Here is a 17,199-nt window from a genome sequence, read left to right as displayed (position 1 = left end):
CAGCTCCTCGTCCGACAGCTCAGAAATGTCGATGTCGTCGAAATTGTCCATGACCTTTTCCTTTCGAAGAGGCTTCTTCGCACCGAAATGAATGGCCGGAAAAAATCCACTGGGGGCACCGGACCGTCCGACGGGGAAGAAGCGCAGAGGATGCTACGAATTCACTTCCTCGTCCGGGTGACCGGACGGCTATACCGTAGAGATCCTCACCGGAATTCTCAACCCTCACCAATTGATGGCGATGCCACCCGGAAATGCGGGTCGCACAGGTGCAGCGAAATTCCACGCACCTATTCGAAATCATGGTCTCACGGCGATTCGAATCCCCGAAGCACGGTCAGGGAAAACTAGTGGATTCCCTAGGCGCTCCCCTTTTCCGGCAAGTATCGCCACTCGGCGAACCGGCCATGATGTCGCGCGGCGACGTGTCGATGGCGCATGCCCCACGGCTGTCCTACGGATGTCCTCGCGCCCCTGCCGCCGCACGGGCCGGCGAGGTAAACTCGGCGCGCCCGGCAGCCGGATCGACCGCCCGGGCCCGCTCGCCGCCGTGCGCGATCTCGTGGAGGAAATCGTCGACTGGGAGGCTGGTCGGTCCGACGGCACGTCGGCTCCCGTGCCCGCGAGCGGGCGTCCGCGCTCCTCCGCGACCCCACGCCGCAAGAAGTCCGCAGAGCCGAGCCCGTCCGCTCACGGCCGTGCCCTTCGTCGTCCGCTGACGCCTTGTCCGCTCGGACCGCGGGTCGACAGGCCCAGGTGCCGCCGTGGCCCGCCGAGCGGCCGGGGCAGGGAACCGGGACAGGGAACCGACCGTTGCAGTGACCACTCTTCGTAGCGGAACGATTTCACCAGTGGGGGCATGAAGGGTGTGGGCGACGTGATGGAGGAGCTGCGCTTCACTGTGCTCGGCGCGGTGCGAGTACGCCGGGGCGACGCCGAACTGCCCGTTCGGCCACCACAGTTACGGGCCGTGCTGGCGGTCCTGCTGCTGCGGCCCGGACACGCGGCGTCCAAGTCCCAACTGATCGACGCGCTGTGGGGGGCGACACCGCCCAGCAGGGCCACCACCACTATCCGCACGTATGCCTGGCAGTTGCGCAGTCTGCTGGAGCCGGACCGCTCGCGGCCGAGCGTGGTCGTGTCGGTCGGGGACGGCTACCGGCTGATCGTCCCGCCCGCCTCCCTCGACGCCGGGCAGGCCGAACTGCTCACCCGGGAGGCGGCACACGCGCGCGCCTCCGGGCAGGCCCAGCAGGCCAGCGACCTGCTGAACCGGGCGCTGGGCATGTGGCAGGGAGAGACCCTGGCGGGCGTGCCCGGTCCCTTCGCCATGCGCCAGCGCGATCGGCTGGAGGAGTTGCGGATCGCGCTGCTGGAGGAGCGTTTCGATCTCGACCTGGCGCTGGGACGGCACCGTCAGGTGATTCCCGACCTGGCGGATCTCACCGCCACGTTCCCACTGCGCGAGCGTCCGCACGGCCTGCTGATGCGCGCGCTGTACGGGGCCGGCCGGCAGGCCGACGCGCTCGCCGTGTACGGCCGGGTCAGGAAGGTGCTGCTGGAGGAGCAGGGCATCGATCCGGGTCTCGAACTGACCACCGTCTACCGGCAGGTGCTGGAGAACGATCCGGCGCTGTCCATCGCGGTCGCCGCGGCCGAGGAACGCGCGGGGGCCGACCGACGGGCAGGCGGAACCGGGCGCGAGGTGGCAGCGACCCGTGCCCCTGAGACAGCTCAACTGCCGGTGCCGGCAACGGTTCCGGTGCCCGTGCCGGCCCATCTGCCCCCCGATCTCCCCGACTTCGCCGGACGTGCCGCGGCCGTCAGCGACATGCGGGCCGTGCTAACGACGTCCGGACGCCGCACGCCGGCCGTGGTGGCGATCGACGGGATGGGCGGGGCCGGGAAGACGACACTGGCCCTGCATACCGCCCACGGGGTGCGCGGGGCCTATCCGGACGGGCAGCTCTACGCCGATCTGCGCGGGGACGACGACAGCCCGGTCGAGCCCGCCCTCGTCCTGACGGGGTTCCTCCTCGCCCTGGGCGTCGGCGCGGAGGCCGTGCCGGACACCTTCGACGACCGATGCAGACTGTTCCGCTCGCTCCTGGACGGCCGCAGAGTGCTGATCGTCCTGGACAACGCGCGGGACGCCGCGCAGGTCCTGGGCCTGATGCCCGGATCGGCGGGCTGCGGCATCATCATCACCAGCAGGTCGCGGCTCTTCGGCCTGCCGCTCACCCGGCAGCTCGGCGTGGACACGTTCCGGCCCGACGAGGCCCTGTCGCTGCTGAGCGCGGTCGTGGGCCCCACCCGCGTCGAGGCGGAGCCGGCGTCCGCGCTCGAACTCCTCGAACTCTGCGGGTTCCTGCCCCTGGCCATCCGGATCGTGGCCACCAAACTGGCCTCCCGCCCCCGGTGGAACATCTCGACACTGACCGCCCGGCTCGCCGACGAGCGGCGCCGCATCGAGGAACTGCGCGTGGGCGATGTGTCGATCCACACGGCCTTCGAGGTCGGGTACCGGCAACTGCCGCCGCAACAGGCCCGCGCCTTCCGGCTGTTGGCCGCCGCGGGACCGCTGGGCTTCGGCCTGCCGGTGGCCGCGGCCGTGCTCCAGACGGACGAGTCGACCACGGAGGAGCTGCTGGAGGCCCTGGTGGACGCCGCCATGCTGGAGTCGCCCGCGCCCGGCCGCTACCGCTACCACGACCTGCTGCGCGTCTTCGCCGAACAGACGGCCGACGAGCACCGGGCCGACACCGAGCGGGCCTTCGGCCGACTGCTCGACCATCTGCTCGCCACGGCGTGCCACGCCTTCGCGCACGCCGTGCCGGGAGACCCGGTGGCCGACTTCCTCGGCCCGTTGCGCTCACCGGGACTGCGCTTCAACGGCGTCCACGCGGCGCGGTCCTGGATCACCGGCGAGATCGGCGTCGTGACGAGCGCCGCGCTGCGCACCGTGGGCCGCCCGGCGGAGCCGGACGACGACCGGCTGCGGACCGCCGTGGATCTGCTCATCGCGGTCAGTCCCTTCTGCGTCGACGCCCGCTTCGAGGGGCTGGAGTCCGCCGCGCTGGAGCTGGCCCGGGAGGCCGAACTCCGGGGCGACCGGCGGGCGTTCGGCCGGGCCCGGTTCCTGTGCAGCGACCTCGCGCTCCAGGCGGCCAGGCCCGTCGACACCGAGCAGCACGCCCGGCTCGCCGTGGGCGCGTCGCGGGACACGAAGGACCCGGTGATCCTCCGGCAGGCGCTGAACAACCTCGGTGTGGCCGTCATGTTCCTGCGCCGGTACACCGAGGCGGTGGTGTGCTTCGACGAGGCGATCGTGCTCGCCCGCGAGCTGGGCCACCGGTCCGGCGAGGCGGCGACCACGATCAACGCGGCCCTCGCCCGGGTCCGCAGCGGCCGGGCCGACGAGGCCGCCGCGGCCTGCGAGGCCACGCTGGCGGTGCTGCGTGCCCTGGGCGACCTTCCGGGGGTCGCGTACGCGCTGTACGTGCTGGCGCTTGCGCTGCACGAGGAGGGACGGTTCGAGGACGCCATCGCCCGCTACACGGAGTGCCTGGGCGTGTGCCGGTCGGCCGACATCCGCGGGCGCGAGGCCCACGCCCTGTACCGGCTCGCCGAGTCGCTGCGCAGGACGGGCCGGCACAAGGAGGCGGTACGGCACGCGGCCGAGGCCGTGACCCGGTGCGAGGAGATCGGCGCCGTACGGGACCAGGCCTACGCCCTGACCGTGCTCGGCGAGGCCCAGGCCGATCTGGGCCTGACCTCGGCCGCGCGGGTCCAACTGGACCGGGCGCGCACGCTGTTCGCGCGTCTGGGGCTTCCCGACGCGGACGACGTCGGCCGGATCCTGGACCGCCTGGTGGACCGCCCGGTGTCGGCGGGCGAGTCGTGACGGACCACCGCGCGAACCGTACGGGCCCGCGACCGTCAGCCGCCTGACACCTGGCGCCGGACGCCTTGGAGAAAAATTACCGAAAATTCTTGGAGTTCATCGAATATACCGGGAATGGACCGCGTTTATGGCCCGCCGTGCCACGCTCACCAGGACCGGTCAGAATGTGCGCGAAAAGGCTTCAGGGCCCTCGGGATTGAATTCCCGGCGCAGCACATCCTGAATTCGACACTTTCTCCAGGAGGCGTGTAGATGCCCAAACCTCGCGAACAGAAGGACAACCACCTGATCTACGCCGACGCGGTGGGGTCACGGGGGAAGTCGGGTGTGTGGTTCGGCGAGCGCGAAGACATCAAGGCCAAGCAGGTCACCGTGATGGAAGCCGTGAAGGAACGGGTCGAGTGGGTCCCGGTCGAGGACGCCGTCATGGCGATCAGCCTCGACCCGCCCGGCATCGTCCTGATGGCTCCCAACCCGTCGCTGCCCGGCATCATCGTCCTCGCCGACGGCGCCACGGCCGAGAACACCGAGCACCTCAAGAAGCACTACACGGAGATCGTGCAGGACGTTCTGAAGGCCGCGAAGATCGAGCAGGAAGACTGACGTTCCTTTTCTGCTGCGGTGTCATCGGCGATCGGCGATGACACCGCAGCAGGCTTCCCGCCGTTCGCTTTCCGGCGCACGACCGATTCCGCACTTACAGGAGGTCTCCGTGACGAATGACGCCGATCGGCTCTGGAACAAATATCTACTCGTGGCTCAGGGTTCGGAGGGCATTGTCTTCGATCCCGTCTCCCTGGGAAGCGCCAGTCTCACCGCCGACGAGTTGCGGCGGATCCGGGCCGACGAGCCGGAAATCCTGGAGGAGATGCGGCAGATCGGTTTCACCCCGGAGCCGGCGACCGCGCCCCAGCGTGATCTCGTCCTCGACCGGGTCCGCGGGATGGGCATGACGGGCCGGCCGCCGCGGATCAGCGGATACCGCATCGTGGTGACCGACCGCTGCAACATGACCTGCACGTACTGCTTCGTGGACACCAACACGGGCGCCGACGACATCACGATCCCCGACCTCCGTGCGGGACTTGAGTACCTCTTCGAGCAGAACGCCGGCCAGCCGGAGGTCACGATCCAGTGGTTCGGCGGGGAGCCGACCACCCGCTTCGACCTGATGAAGTACGGCGACGAGTACGCGCTCGAACTCGCCGCGAAACACGGTGTCGGACGGGTGCAGTTCACCGTCGTCACCAATGGCGTCCTGATCAAGGACCCGATGATCGAGCACTTCAAGGAGTTCAAGTACGGCGTCGGTGTGTCTTTCGACGGCACCCCGGAGAACAACAAGCTGGAACGCTTCCTGCTGTCGGGGAAACCGGCCGACGAACGCATCCACCGCAATATCCAGCGGCTGATCGAGGCCGGCGTGTACGTGGGCTGCAATCTCACCCCCACGCCGACCAATGTGAGCAATCTGCCGGACACTGTCGAGTACGTGCTCTCGCTCGGCATCAACTTCATCTACGTCAACACACCGATCCCGATATCGGGCCGCTGGCATGTCGACGGCGAGGCGTTGTGCCGCGCGGTCTTCCGTTCCCGGCTGCTGGCCCTGTCGCGCGGCGCCATGCTGTTCTCCTCGCTCGACCGCATCTACCAGGCCCTCGACACCCGCCTGCCGAAGATGTACGAGCACATCCAGCAGGACGGCGGCCTCAACGCGGCGCTGCTCTCGCGCGGGCGGATCTCGGTCCTCGACCTCAACTGGCGTGACGATTCCTTCGTGTTCCCGATCAGCGAGCTGCGGGAGCACCCGGAGCTGCTGGCCGGTGCCGCGAAGAACCTGCTGCCCTCGAAGGCGTGCGGGGAGTGCCCGGCGGCGGCCGTCTGCGGTGGTCCGTCCCGCAACGACGTCTCGCTGCGCGGCAATCCCGAGCCCGATCCGCAGATGTGCGACTTCTTCCAGGTGGGTCTCGAACTCGCCCTCACCGACCAGACGGGGTTGCAGTGACCGACCGGTTCGACGCGCTCAACGGGGTGCTGATCTCGACCGCCGACAACTGCGAGGTCAACTGCCGGTTCTGCTTCCGGGCCGATGTCGGGCGGGACGTCCTGAGTCTCGACGCGTACTCCCGGGCCCTTTCGCGGCTGCGCGAGTTCGGCGTCGACGAGCTGTGCCTGTCGGGCGGCGAACCCACCGACCACCCGGAGTTCCGTCAACTCGTGCGCGTGGCGCTCCAGTTCGGGTTCCGTCCGTCGGTGGTCACCGCCGCCAGGAGCGGGCCGCGGCTCGACGCGCTGGCCGCAGTGGCGGGCATGCTCAGCCATGTCACCGTCTCCGCCGACAGCCGCCGGGCGGAGGAACTGGGCCGCACCGGCCGGACGATCTCCTCGACGTCCGCCGTCTTCGAGGCGCTGGGCCATCACCGGGCCAGTCTGCATGTCACCGCCTACGAGCTGGACGAGGACGACCTGAAGTCGATCGTCGGCGTGGTCGAGACGGCGGACGTCCCGGTCGAGGTCAGTCCGCTCCTGCCGTCGCCGACGTTCCGGTTCGAGAACCCGAACCTCAAGCGTGATCTGGCCCTGATCGACACGTTCTTCGGCATGTCGGAGCAACTGCGGACCGTGGTGTCCGACTACCACGCGTGGCTGCGCGGTCCGGTCGTGCGCAGCTGCGAGTCCGCGCGGCTGTATCTGTCCGCCGACGGCTTCCTGCGTCGCTGTCCGTACGACAAGTCCGGTCAGGTGTCGGTCTTCGCCTCGCGGCAGGAGATCGGCGACGCCCTTGAGAGGTCGTTCTGCGAACCGCCGAGCACGAGTCTCGCCTGCATGGCGATCTGCCGTTCGGAAACCCCCCAGGGATGAGGTCTCGATGAGCACGACGCAGAACCGGCCGACCGTGGTGATCGGCACCATGCGATGCTCGGGTTCCTTCAACGGCCTGATGGTGCTGGGCCGTGACACGCACGACGGTCGCGCGTTCGTCGAGAGCGCGGTCGCGCGCGGCTTCACCACCTTCGACACGTCCCCGGTGTACGCCCGCGGCCACGCGGAGGAGGATCTCGGGGCCTTCGCGCCCGGCGACGCGGCGGTGTGGACGAAGGTGGGCATCGACACCGCCACTCCGCTGCCGACCCTCGACTACAGCCTCGACGGACTGGCCAGGTCGCTGCGGGGCAGCCTCGACCGGCTGCGGCGGGAGCGGGTCGAGGTCGCCTTCGTGCACAACCCGGACCCGAAGCGGATCCCGGACATCGACCTCGCGGGCTTCGCCCGGCACTGCTCACGGACGGGCCGGGCGGACCGGGTCGGCGTCAGTGTGCTGCTGCCGGAGGTGAGTCTGCCGCGGATCGTCGGCCGGCTGCCCGCCGGCAGCGTGATCATGTGCGAGGCGGACCAACTCGATCCCGAGGACGAGGACACGCTCCGCCTGCTCGCCGACTACCGACTCGTGGTCCGCAGCCTCTTCTCGGGCGGCGCGCGGCTGCACGCCGTACCGCCGGAGCGCAGGGCGGAGGCGATCGCCGCGAGGATCGCCGAGATCCACGAGATCTACGCCCCCGAGGCCGTGGTCCTGGGTCCCCGCAACCGGGAGCAGTTGGCGGACTGCGGGGCGGTGGCGATCGGGGAGCCGGTCGCCGGTCCGGTCGCCTCGGCCGGGAGGTCCCATGCCGTTTCGTGACACCGAAGTGGCCCGGCAGCTCCAGGTGTTCGGCTTCGCGCATCTCCGCCGGGCCGCCCAGGACGCGGTCGCGGGCCTGGAGCACGGCTTCGGGCAGCTGATCCGGCTGCCGTCGGACGGCCGGCCCGAGGAACGGGTCACCGAGTTCGACATCCTCACCGGCCTGCCCGCCCTCGGGTCGGTCGCGCGGTCGGCGTGGGTGCGCGGCATCTGCGAGGCGTACTTCGGGCGCCGCCACCGGGTCATCACCAGTGACGCCAACGCGCTGGTCGGTGACTCCTACTGGCACTCGGACGGCTTCTACAACACGCCGTTCCTGCGTTTCGTGCTGTACCTCGACGACACCGCACGCGACACCGGCGCGCTGCGTTTCCTGCCCGGCTCGCACCGGGCCGACAACGGCTGGACGGGCGATCCGACCCGGCACGTCATCCGGCACCGGGAGGACCTCGGTCTCGCCGGGGGCGATGTTCCGGCGGTGGTCGTGGAGTCCCGGCCCGGTGACGTCATCGTGTTCGACACGAACGTCATGCACGCGGCCTGGCACGGCGACGTACGCCGGCAGCTGGCGTTCAACTGCGTCGGCGAACCGGAGACCGAGGCCGAACAGCTCGACACCCGCCGCTACTTCCTCAACCGCTACGTCTCGGGATCGGTGCTCATCGGATGAGACTCAAGTCCCTGTCGGTGACCGCTGCCGAGGTCACCCGTTTCAGGACGTTCGGGTTCGTGCACCTGCGGGGTGTGCAGGACGACGTCGCCCCGGCGATCGGCGGCGCCTTCGAGGACGTCCTCGGCCGGTCCGCCGCGGACGGGCGGCGGGAGCCCTCGGGGATCCCCCGGGTCGCCGAGCGCAGCGAGATCCTTCGGGAGGCGCTGCTCGCGGACGACCGCTGCCCGCTGCTCGCACGCCGTCTGCTGGGGACCGACGTCGTCTACGCCGGCGGGGAGGGCGCGCGGTACGAGGGTGCCGTCGGCTGGCATCGGGACGGCGACCACCACCAGGCCCTGCGGCTGGTCACGTTCGTCCAGCACCTGGAGCCGCTCGACGGCAGCACCGGAGCGCTGCGGATCATCCCGGGCACGCACCGGCGCGGCGGGAGCTGGGACGCGTTCGCGGCGGACCTCAAGGACCCGCTCGGGCGGCTGGGCATGGAACCGGCGGAGGTGCCGGCCTTCACGGTCGAGTCCCGCCCGGGTGATCTCGTGGCCTTCGATCCCCGCGCATACCACGCCTGGTTCGGCGGCCCGGCCGTACGGCGCCGGATCACCACCACCTACGCCTCGGTGCCGGAGTCGGACGTGGCCCGGCGGGAACTGGACGACTACCTGCTCGGCGAGCAGCCGGGGCCGGAGGGATCCGGTGTTCTCCGGGTCCCGCGAACGGACGGAAGGAACAGGGCGGTTCGCGATGGATGAGGGGACGACGGAGCCCGGGGTCACCCGGCTCCGGGCGGCGAAGGAGACGGCGCCGCTGGAGTGGTTCGACGAACTGCGCGAGTCACGCGGCACGGGCTGGGACGAGACCACGGGCACGTGGTACGTCACGCGCTACGACGACGTGTACGAACTGCTCCGGGACACCCGGCTCGGCGCGCAGGTCGAGACGTACTGCCCGCCCGGTCTGACCGAGGAGGAGCAGAAGACGTACTGGCGGGTGACGGAGTTCATCGACCGCTGGCCGGTGTTCTCCGATCCGCCGCGGCACACCGGCATGCGACGCCTGCTGCTCCCCCTGTTCACTCCCGCCACCGTCGGTCTGACGGCCGCCGCCGTGGCGGACTCCGTCTCGGCGGCGGGTCCCGCGGTGGCACCGGGCAGGCTGTTCGCCGAGGTGATCAGGCCGGCGCTGGCGGCCGGTCTCTGCCGTCTGCTCGACGAGCCGCCGGACGCGCTGGAGGAACTGGCGGACTGCGCCACCCGGATCCTGGCCTTCGGGTCGGTGGAGACCTATGAACCCGCGGCCGGTCTGCGCGCGGAGGACGCGCTGGACGAGCTGACCGACCTCGTCGCCCGCCGCTGCACGGCGCCGCGGGGAGCCCTGGCCACCGCGCTGAGCCGCTCGCTGTCCGAGGGTTCGCTGGATCTCCTGGACGCCACCGCGGTCTACGCCCAGTTGGTCAGCGGGGCGCTGGAACCCACCGCGGCGGCCGTCGCGCGTCTCCTGGAGGCGGTGACGGGTCCGGAGGGCGCCGCGCTCGACATCAGGGCGGACATCGACGGCGCCATCGACGAGGCGCTGCGGCTGGCCACCCCCTTCCACCTGGCCATGAGGCGCGCGCTGACCGATCTGCCGCTGCACGGTCACACCCTCAGGGCCGAGTCGCGCGTGGTCCTGGTCCTGGTGGCGGCCAACCGCGACCCGAGGAGGTTCACCGACCCCGGCACGTTCCGGCTGGACCGGACCGGGGCACGGCATGTCGCGTTCGGGCGCGGCCGGCACGCGTGCCTGGGGGCCGCGCTGACGCGGCAGGTGATGCGCGAGCTGGTGCTCGCCCTCGCGGCGACCGGGGCACTGGAGGAGCTGCCGCCGCTGAGGCCCGTGTGGAACACGGACTTCGGTGGGCGCTTCGTCCGGGACGTCGTCGCCGCCCAGGGTGCCGGCCCCGGCCCGAGCAGCGTGTGACGGACGACCATCGACGAGCGAGGACACCGATGCCCAAGACACTCACGACCGTCGCCGAGTTCGAGGAACTCTGGCCGGACCCGCCCAACTTCCGCATCGGCCCGGAACTGTACCGGCCGGACTTCACGTTCCCCAGCGCCCTGGAGGTGCTGGACGTGGTCCGGCGGGACGCGGAGGCCCGGGTGACCCTGCTCGGCGCGGACAGCCCGGCCGTGCGGACGGCCAGGACGATGTCGTTCGAGCGGGCGCCGGTCGAGGAGGTGGCCACCTGGTCGTTCCGGCTCGCGCACTTCAACCTCTCCCGGCTGTACGGGAGTGTGCTGAGCGGATTCCAGGAGCAGGTGATGGTGCCCTGGCGGATGTTCCTCGCGGCCCAGGGATTCACCTGGCAGCGCTGTGCGCCGGATCTGTTCATCTCGGGTCCCGGCGGGAGTTCCACGTATCACGCCGACCAGTCGCACGGTCTGGTGTGGCAGGTCGAGGGGGTCAAGACCTTCCACAGCTATGTGTCCCCCGACGACGCGGTCCCCGCGGACCTCGCGGTCAGCGGCGACTTCACGGCCGAGGATCCACCGCCCCACGACGACGCGGACCGCCAGGACGCGCGGATGGAACCGGGCGACGTGTTGTGGAGCCACTTCCTGACTCCGCACTGGGTCTCCGGCGAGTCGCCGCTCAGCATGAGCGTGACCCTCTCGGTCGGCGGCCTGTGCCATCGGGGCCGCTACGCCGAACGGGAGACCGCGCTGCGCCGGCACTGGGACCGGCATCCCGACCAGGCCTGGCTGACGGACCTGCGCAACACACGGTACTGACCGCCGCCCGGAGCGGCGGGGCGCGGCGGGCCGGTGGCCGTGCCCGCGTGGACGAGTCGTCCACGCGGGCACGGCCTCAGTGTGCGAACGGGGTCAGGGAGTCAGCTGCCACTGCTCGATGTAGCCGACGTCGATCGCCGCGTGGTCCTGCACCCGCAACTTCCAGGTGCCGTTGACCGGTTGGGCCGAGGCGTCGACGGTGAAGGTCTGGTCGACGTTGTCGGCGGAGCCGCCGGCCCGGTTCAGCAGCGAGTAGACGGTGCCGTTCGGTCCGACGAGGTCGACGGTCAGGTCGCCCCGGTAGGTGTGGATGATCTTGACGTAGACCTGGGTGGTGGCCGAGGCGTTGCCGTCGCGGCCGGTGACGGTGATCGGGGACTCCACGGCGGCGGCGTTGTCGGGGATGTCCACCCGGGTGCTGTTGGCGTAGATGTTCGCCACCCGCCAGGTGAAGGAGGTGGTGGCGGTCGCGCCGGTGTCGTCGGTGACGGTCACCGTGACGTCACTGCTGCCGAGGGTGGTCGGGACGCCGGAGATCAGGCCGGTGGCGCTGATGGAGAGTCCGTCCGGCAGGCCGGTGGCCGAATAGGTCAGCCCCGCACCGGAGTTGGTGGTGTACGCGTCCGTCTGGAGGGACACGGACTGGCCGACTCCGCTGATCTGGCCGGAGATCGGGGCCAGGTTGACGCCGAGCGCTATGCGGCTGCCGACGTTGATCGCCGCCCACGCGTCGGCGACGGCGAGGTAGGTGGGGCTGTAGGCGCCGAAGAGGTCCGTCGCCGCCTGGAGCGTCGCGGTGCGGGCACCGGCGTAGTTCGTGGACGAGGTCATGTACGTGGTCAGCGCCCGATACCAGATCTTCTGGGCGTTGTCGATGCCGATGCCGGTGACGGGCAGGCCGTCGTAGGTGGGGCTGTCGTAGGAGACTCCGTTGACGGTCTTCGCGCCGCTGCCCTCGGACAGCAGGTAGAAGAGGTGGTTCGCGGGGCCCGAGGAGTAGTGGACGTCGACGCTGCCGAGTGTCGAGCTCCAGTAGTCGCGGGAGGAGCCGTCCTTGGAGGGCTTGTCCATGTAACGCAGCGGTGTGCCGTTGCCGTTGATGTCGATCTTCTCGCCGACCAGGTAGTCGGGGACGTCGGCGGGGAGGTTCTCGTGGAACTCGACGGCGGCGGCGAAGATGTCGGAGGTCGCCTCGTTGAGGCCGCCCGACTCGCCCGAGTAGGTGAGACCGGCGGTCGCGGCCGTCACGCCGTGGCTCATCTCGTGCGCGGCCACGTCCAGTGCCGTCAGCGGGTGGGTGTTGCCCGAGCCGTCGCCGTAGGTCATGCAGAAGCAGGTGTCGGACCAGAAGGCGTTGACGTAGTTGTTGCCGTAGTGGGCCCGGCTGTAGGCGGCCACGCCGTCGTTGCGGATGCCGTTGCGGCCGAAGACGTCCTTGTAGTAGTCCCAGGTCGCCGCGGCGCCGAACGCGACGTCCACGCCCGCGGTCTGACGGTTCGTCACCGTCCCGTCGCCCCAGACATCGTTGTCATCCGTAAAGAGTGTGCCCGTGCCCGAGGTGCCCTGGTTCAGGTCGTACGTCTTGTGTCCGGCGCGGTCGCCGTCGACGAGCTGGTACGTCGAGGTCGCCGGGTCGAGCGTGGTGCTGAGCGGGACCGTTCCGTTGAACTGGCCGGTGCCGGTGCCGGTTTCGATGCCCTGGTACTGGAAGACGGGCTTGCCGGAGTCGGCGTCGGTGATCACGTGGAGTTCGCTGGGGGTGCCGTCGTCCTGGAAGCCGCCGACCACCGCCTCCCAGGCGAGCACGGGCTTGGCTCCGGCGGCCCAGACGACGAGGCGCGGGGCGCCGTCGAGTTCCGCCTTCTCGCCGCCCGCCTTCGCCGCGGCGGCCAGCGCCCGGCTCTTCACCGTCGCCGACGCCACGTTCGGGGTGAGGTCCGTCAGGGTCAGGTCGGCCTTCGCGGCCTTCGTGACCGTGAGCCGGCCGCTCTTGGCGTGCACGACCAGGTCGCCGCCGAGGACGGGCAGTCCGGCGTACGTCCGCTCGTAGCGGGTGTGGGTGGTGCCGTCGGCGTCCTGTGTGACGTCCTTGACGACGAGCTTCTCCTCGGCACCGAGGCCGAGGTTCTTCGCCGTGCTCCTGACGGCGGCGCCCGCGCTCTTGAGGAGGGCGGCGTGCTTCGCCGGCGTCAGCGCGGCCGGGGCCGCTCCGGCCCGGGGGGTGGCGAGGATCTTCGCCGGGGAGTGGCCCGCGCCGGGAACGGCGGAGGCGGCGCCGGTCTGCATACCGGCGGCCAGCAGGGTGCCGACTGCGGTGAGCACCAGAGCGGCGGTGTATCTGGGGTGGTGCGGATAACGGTCATGCCGGGTCAAGGCGTTCTCCTTTTGTGGGGTGGTCGGACTCGGTGGAGTCCTGGAGAGCGGGTCGGGCCGGGATACGGCCGTCCGGCGGCGCGCGGGTGTGAGGAGGAAGAGTGAGGATGAAGTGAACGCTCGGTGAGCGTGATGCACAGCAGCGTGGCATCACACCCACAGAATTGTCATGGCTATAACAAATCAACGGCCAAAAATGACCTCTCCGCACTGCGGATCACCCACCCGAGACGCACTTTTCGGCCGCAGGTCGGACGCCGACGCCCCGCACGAACGCCCGACCGACGAACAGGTGGTTCAATATCGCCCCGAGGGGGTATCCCATCCCTCAACTCGCGTACGGCGCCTACGACTTGCCTCACCAGGACAGCCCCGCCACAGGCGTGGCGCGCAGCGCCCGTGAAGACGCTGGCATATGCCAGAAGCACCACCGGATCGGGTGTTGCCAAATCCCTTACAGGGCGTCGCGGGCTGTGCGACAGTCGTAACCGGTCCCTCCATCCGCCTTGGTCGAACCGTCCCCGCATCGGAGTGCGTCATGCCGTCCCACCTCTCCGCGGACCGCCCAGCCGCCCAGCCGCCCGCGCGCGGCTCGGTCGACGCGCTGATATCTCAGGCCCGGCGGCTGATGGGCGACGTGGACGCGGTACGACGGGACGCGGCACGCGACGGTTCGGACCCCCGGGAGCGGTGGCAGCGGGCGCTGTGCGACCTGGCCCTGCATCAACTCAGCGACCTCGACGAGCACTTGGCCCAGCTGCGGGACGGCCCGCCGCCGGTGCCCACGACCGCCGGGACACCGCCGGCCCCGACCGCCGTACCGCAGACGCCCCGGGACGACTCGCTGCTCAGCCGGGTCGGCAGTGCCGAGTGGAACCTGCTGACGGACGCGGTGAGTTGGTCCGGCGAGCTGTACCAGATCCTCGGCCGCGATCCGGCCGCCCCGCCGCTCACCCTCGACGAACTGCCGTCCCTGGTCCTGGACGAGGACCGGCGCGGGCTGACGTCGATGGTCACGGACTGTCTGGTCGACGCCAAGCCCATCGACGGCGAGTTCCGCGTCGTGCTGCCCGACGGCGCCGTGCGGACCGTGCACATGATGGGCGAGCCCGTGCTCGACGGCGACGGTGGCACCGCCTCGATGTGGGCCGTGCTGCGGGACGTCAGCGAACTGCGCCGCAGCGAGCGGACGGTGAGCGAGACCCGTGACTCGCTCCAGCGCCACCGGCACCACGCGCAGACCGAGCGCCGGCTCGCGGTCGAGTTGCAGGAGGCGGTGCTGCCGCCGTGGCGCGGCTCCCTGCGACTCCCGCACCAGGGACCGCAGAACCTGGACCTGGCCGCCCGCTATCTGCCCTCCTCGACGAACGCGCTGATCGGCGGCGACTGGTACGACGCGCTCCAACTCTCGGACGGCGCCACCCTGTTGAGCGTCGGTGACCTCACCGGACACGGGGTCGCCGTCACCTCGGGCATGGCGATGCTGCTCGGCGCGCTGCGCGGCATGGCGATGGCGGGCACCGAGCCCGGCCAACTGATGTCCTGGCTCAACCAGTTACTGGACGCCACCGTGCAACCCGCCCTGGGCAGCGCGGTGTGCTGCCGCTACCGGCCCGAGACCCGCACCCTGACCTGGGCGCAGGCCGGACACCCCGCCCCGCTGCTGTTCCGCGGTGGGACGGGGCGGGTGCTGGGCGCACCGGACGGCGTCCTGCTCGGCGCCACCTCGGGAGCGTCCTACGGACAGGCCGAGGAGACCCTCGAAGCGGGCGACGTGCTCCTGCTGCACACGGACGGTCTGGTGCCCGGGCACGGCGGAGCCGATGCCGTGGGCCAACTCCTCGACCTGGCCCCGCGGTTCGGCGAGGCGCGCACCGCACAGGACTGCGTACGCATGGTCGTCGAGGAGTTCGGCGACACCGCGCGCGAGGACGACGCCTGCGTGCTGGTCGCCAGGACCACCTGACCGACAAGCCCCCGGATCACCTGGTCACAGGGCGCCCGGGCCCGACCTCCTCGTACCTGGACTCCTCCTCACAGCCGCGCTCCTCACGCCTGGGCGATGTTGCCCTTCCTGACCCGCGCGCTCCTGGACTGCGGCCTGGGCAGGGCGAGTTTGATCTCCTCCCGCAGCTCGTGGATTCTCGGGTGGTCGGAGTACTGGGCGGTCAGCCGGTACATCTCGCGCAGCCGGTCCCAGGTGCGGTGGGAGGAGTTCGATCCCATCGACGCCAGGGCCAACCGCGCGTACCTGTCGGCCTGTTCGGGGTCGTCCGCGATGAAGCAGGCGGACGCCATCGACAGGAAGTCGAAGATCTTCGACCGCTGCCGTCCGTCGACCCGCAGCGCCAGGGCCTTCTCCGCGAAGTACTGGGCGTGCACGGCCGCTCCCGGCTCGTGCTCGGCCAGCGTGCGGTAGGCCAGGGCCTGCATGCCGTAGAGGTCCTCCTCCTTGAACGTCTGCATCCAGCTGGGGGGCGGTACGTCGCCGCGGTCGGAGACGAAGAGGTCCTCCGCCTGGCCGAGGGTGCGGCGCATCGCCTGGCCCTTGCCCATCGACGCCTGCGCCCAGGCCTCGACCGTGTAGAGCATCGCCCGGGTGCGGGGCAGCACCTCGTCGCCGGAACCGGTCTTGGCGAGTTTCATGAGATCGAGCGCGTCGTCGGGCCGGCCCAGGTGCACCATCTGCCGGGCCGCCCGGGAGAGCGCCTCCCCGGCCCGCGGCCGGTCGCCGCCCTCCCGGGCCGCGTGGGCGGCGATGACGAAGTACTTCTGGGCCGTGGGCTCCAGACCGACGTCGTGCGACATCCAGCCCGCGAGCACCGCGAGATTGGCGGCGACGCCCCACAGGCGCCGTTGCAGATCGGCGGGGTGCCGGTAGGCGAGCATGCCGCCCACCTCGTTGAGCTGTCCCACCACGGCCTTGCGTTGCAGTCCGCCGCCGCGGGCCGCGTCCCAGGCCCGGAACACCTGGACGGACTCCTCCAGTTCCTCGATCTCCTGCGTCCCGATGGGGGCGGCCTCATAGCGGTCGAACCCAGCGGGGTCGGCGTGCAGGGGATCGTCGAACCGGGGAGCGTCGGCGGAGAGAGTCGGATCGGAGTGCAGCCATGCGTACATGGCGCTGCTGAGTGCGGAGCCTGCGGCGAGCGCGGCGCCCGCGCCCACCAAGCCGCGTCGGTTGAGCATGAGGTCCATTCCCGTGAATTCGGTGAGGACCGCGGCAGTCCGTTCGGGCGCCCACGGCACACCGTCGGGATGTTCCACATTCCCGTCGTCGGGCCGTTTCCCCGTGCGCCCGTGCCGGACCAGACCGAGGTCCTCGATGGTCACGACACGGCCGAGACGCTCGGTGAACAGGGCCGCCAGCACCCGCGGCACCGGATCGCGCGGGATCTCTCCCGTGTCGATCCAACGCCGTACCCGCGAGGTGTCGGTCGAGAGCTGGGGGTGGCCCATGGCCGCCGCCTGCCGGTTGACCAGCCGCGCGAGTTCGCCCTTGGACCAGCCGGCCAGGCCGAACAGGTCCGAGAGACGGGAGTTGGGTTGTCCGTTCACGTCAAGCCCCCAGGTTCTCGGCTGACTTGAACATAGCCCGGTGCGCTGTGCCGGGCGACTATTCGCCAGGGTTCGCCAGGGTGCGCCAGATGGTGTGCCACTGCGCATCTGGTGTCAGGTAGGAACGCGCCACCCCGACCCGGTCACCGAGGGACATTCCCCAGGATGGGCCCGAGGGACCGGGCCGGGCAGCGCACTTGCTTGGACAGGCACTGCAGGCACACGAAGGGATCTGTCTCTC

General features: G+C 70.6%; 12 protein-coding genes. 10 read left to right on the top strand and 2 right to left on the bottom strand.

Annotated elements, in window-relative coordinates:
- Window positions 1-859: 859 nt before the first annotated feature.
- From ACIQPR_RS20695 to ACIQPR_RS20655, 9 genes are all read left to right on the top strand, one after another.
- Window positions 860-3,904, top strand: a complete 3,045-nt coding sequence (locus tag ACIQPR_RS20695) for an AfsR/SARP family transcriptional regulator (protein ID WP_403650339.1) — start codon at window positions 860-862, stop codon at window positions 3,902-3,904.
- A gap of 252 nt (window positions 3,905-4,156) precedes the next feature.
- Window positions 4,157-4,507: a hypothetical protein gene (locus ACIQPR_RS20690; protein WP_403650337.1), complete on the top strand. Its 351-nt coding sequence runs from the start codon at window positions 4,157-4,159 to the stop codon at window positions 4,505-4,507.
- A 151-nt stretch (window positions 4,508-4,658) separates the two neighbouring features.
- The gene (locus ACIQPR_RS20685; protein ID WP_403650336.1) at window positions 4,659-5,912 is read left to right on the top strand and encodes a radical SAM protein; all 1,254 of its coding nucleotides are present in this window, start codon (window positions 4,659-4,661) and stop codon (window positions 5,910-5,912) included.
- On the top strand, window positions 5,909-6,769 hold the full coding sequence (locus ACIQPR_RS20680; protein ID WP_403650334.1) for a radical SAM protein: 861 nt from the start codon (window positions 5,909-5,911) through the stop codon (window positions 6,767-6,769). Before ACIQPR_RS20685 ends, ACIQPR_RS20680 begins: the two co-directional genes overlap by 4 nt.
- Before the next feature lie 7 nt (window positions 6,770-6,776).
- The gene (locus ACIQPR_RS20675) at window positions 6,777-7,586 is read left to right on the top strand and encodes an aldo/keto reductase (protein ID WP_403650332.1); all 810 of its coding nucleotides are present in this window, start codon (window positions 6,777-6,779) and stop codon (window positions 7,584-7,586) included.
- The gene (locus ACIQPR_RS20670; RefSeq protein ID WP_403650330.1) at window positions 7,573-8,256 is read left to right on the top strand and encodes a phytanoyl-CoA dioxygenase family protein; all 684 of its coding nucleotides are present in this window, start codon (window positions 7,573-7,575) and stop codon (window positions 8,254-8,256) included. Before ACIQPR_RS20675 ends, ACIQPR_RS20670 begins: the two co-directional genes overlap by 14 nt.
- Window positions 8,253-9,005 (top strand): phytanoyl-CoA dioxygenase family protein, encoded by a 753-nt coding sequence (locus ACIQPR_RS20665; protein WP_403650328.1) that lies wholly within the window; start codon window positions 8,253-8,255, stop codon window positions 9,003-9,005. Before ACIQPR_RS20670 ends, ACIQPR_RS20665 begins: the two co-directional genes overlap by 4 nt.
- A complete protein-coding gene (locus tag ACIQPR_RS20660) occupies window positions 8,998-10,212 on the top strand; it encodes a cytochrome P450 (RefSeq protein ID WP_403650326.1) in 1,215 nt (404 codons plus the stop codon). The genes ACIQPR_RS20665 and ACIQPR_RS20660 overlap by 8 nt, the downstream gene beginning before the upstream one ends.
- 29 nt (window positions 10,213-10,241) lie before the next feature.
- A complete protein-coding gene (locus ACIQPR_RS20655; RefSeq protein WP_403650324.1) occupies window positions 10,242-11,027 on the top strand; it encodes a hypothetical protein in 786 nt (261 codons plus the stop codon).
- A 93-nt stretch (window positions 11,028-11,120) separates the two neighbouring features.
- Here ACIQPR_RS20655 and ACIQPR_RS20650 read toward each other — a convergent pair whose 3' ends face one another.
- Window positions 11,121-13,400, bottom strand: a complete 2,280-nt coding sequence (locus ACIQPR_RS20650; protein ID WP_403650322.1) for a M4 family metallopeptidase — start codon at window positions 13,398-13,400, stop codon at window positions 11,121-11,123.
- A 538-nt stretch (window positions 13,401-13,938) separates the two neighbouring features.
- Here ACIQPR_RS20650 and ACIQPR_RS20645 point away from each other — a divergent pair.
- A complete protein-coding gene (locus ACIQPR_RS20645; RefSeq protein ID WP_403650320.1) occupies window positions 13,939-15,366 on the top strand; it encodes a PP2C family protein-serine/threonine phosphatase in 1,428 nt (475 codons plus the stop codon).
- An 83-nt stretch (window positions 15,367-15,449) separates the two neighbouring features.
- Here the strand turns inward: ACIQPR_RS20645 and ACIQPR_RS20640 are convergent, their stop codons facing one another.
- Window positions 15,450-16,958: a hypothetical protein gene (locus ACIQPR_RS20640; RefSeq protein WP_403650318.1), complete on the bottom strand. Its 1,509-nt coding sequence runs from the start codon at window positions 16,956-16,958 to the stop codon at window positions 15,450-15,452.
- Between the last annotated feature and the right edge of the window lie 241 nt (window positions 16,959-17,199).

This window comes from Streptomyces sp. NPDC091280, from assembly GCF_044768565.1.
Classification (GTDB): domain Bacteria; phylum Actinomycetota; class Actinomycetes; order Streptomycetales; family Streptomycetaceae; genus Streptomyces.
The sequence above is the reverse complement of the archived record's forward strand: the minus strand, read 5'-3'. Positions and strand labels throughout refer to the sequence as shown.

What these genes read in the sequence shown, in the direction of transcription:
- ACIQPR_RS20645 (WP_403650320.1), top strand. Translation starts at nt 13,939, where the DNA reads ATGCCGTCCCACCTCTCCGCGGACCGCCCAGCCGCCCAGCCGCCCGCG.
- ACIQPR_RS20690 (WP_403650337.1), top strand. Translation starts at nt 4,157, where the DNA reads ATGCCCAAACCTCGCGAACAGAAGGACAACCACCTGATCTACGCCGAC.
- ACIQPR_RS20655 (WP_403650324.1), top strand. Translation starts at nt 10,242, where the DNA reads ATGCCCAAGACACTCACGACCGTCGCCGAGTTCGAGGAACTCTGGCCG.
- ACIQPR_RS20675 (WP_403650332.1), top strand. Translation starts at nt 6,777, where the DNA reads ATGAGCACGACGCAGAACCGGCCGACCGTGGTGATCGGCACCATGCGA.
- ACIQPR_RS20695 (WP_403650339.1), top strand. Translation starts at nt 860, where the DNA reads ATGAAGGGTGTGGGCGACGTGATGGAGGAGCTGCGCTTCACTGTGCTC.
- ACIQPR_RS20660 (WP_403650326.1), top strand. Translation starts at nt 8,998, where the DNA reads ATGGATGAGGGGACGACGGAGCCCGGGGTCACCCGGCTCCGGGCGGCG.
- ACIQPR_RS20670 (WP_403650330.1), top strand. Translation starts at nt 7,573, where the DNA reads ATGCCGTTTCGTGACACCGAAGTGGCCCGGCAGCTCCAGGTGTTCGGC.
- ACIQPR_RS20665 (WP_403650328.1), top strand. Translation starts at nt 8,253, where the DNA reads ATGAGACTCAAGTCCCTGTCGGTGACCGCTGCCGAGGTCACCCGTTTC.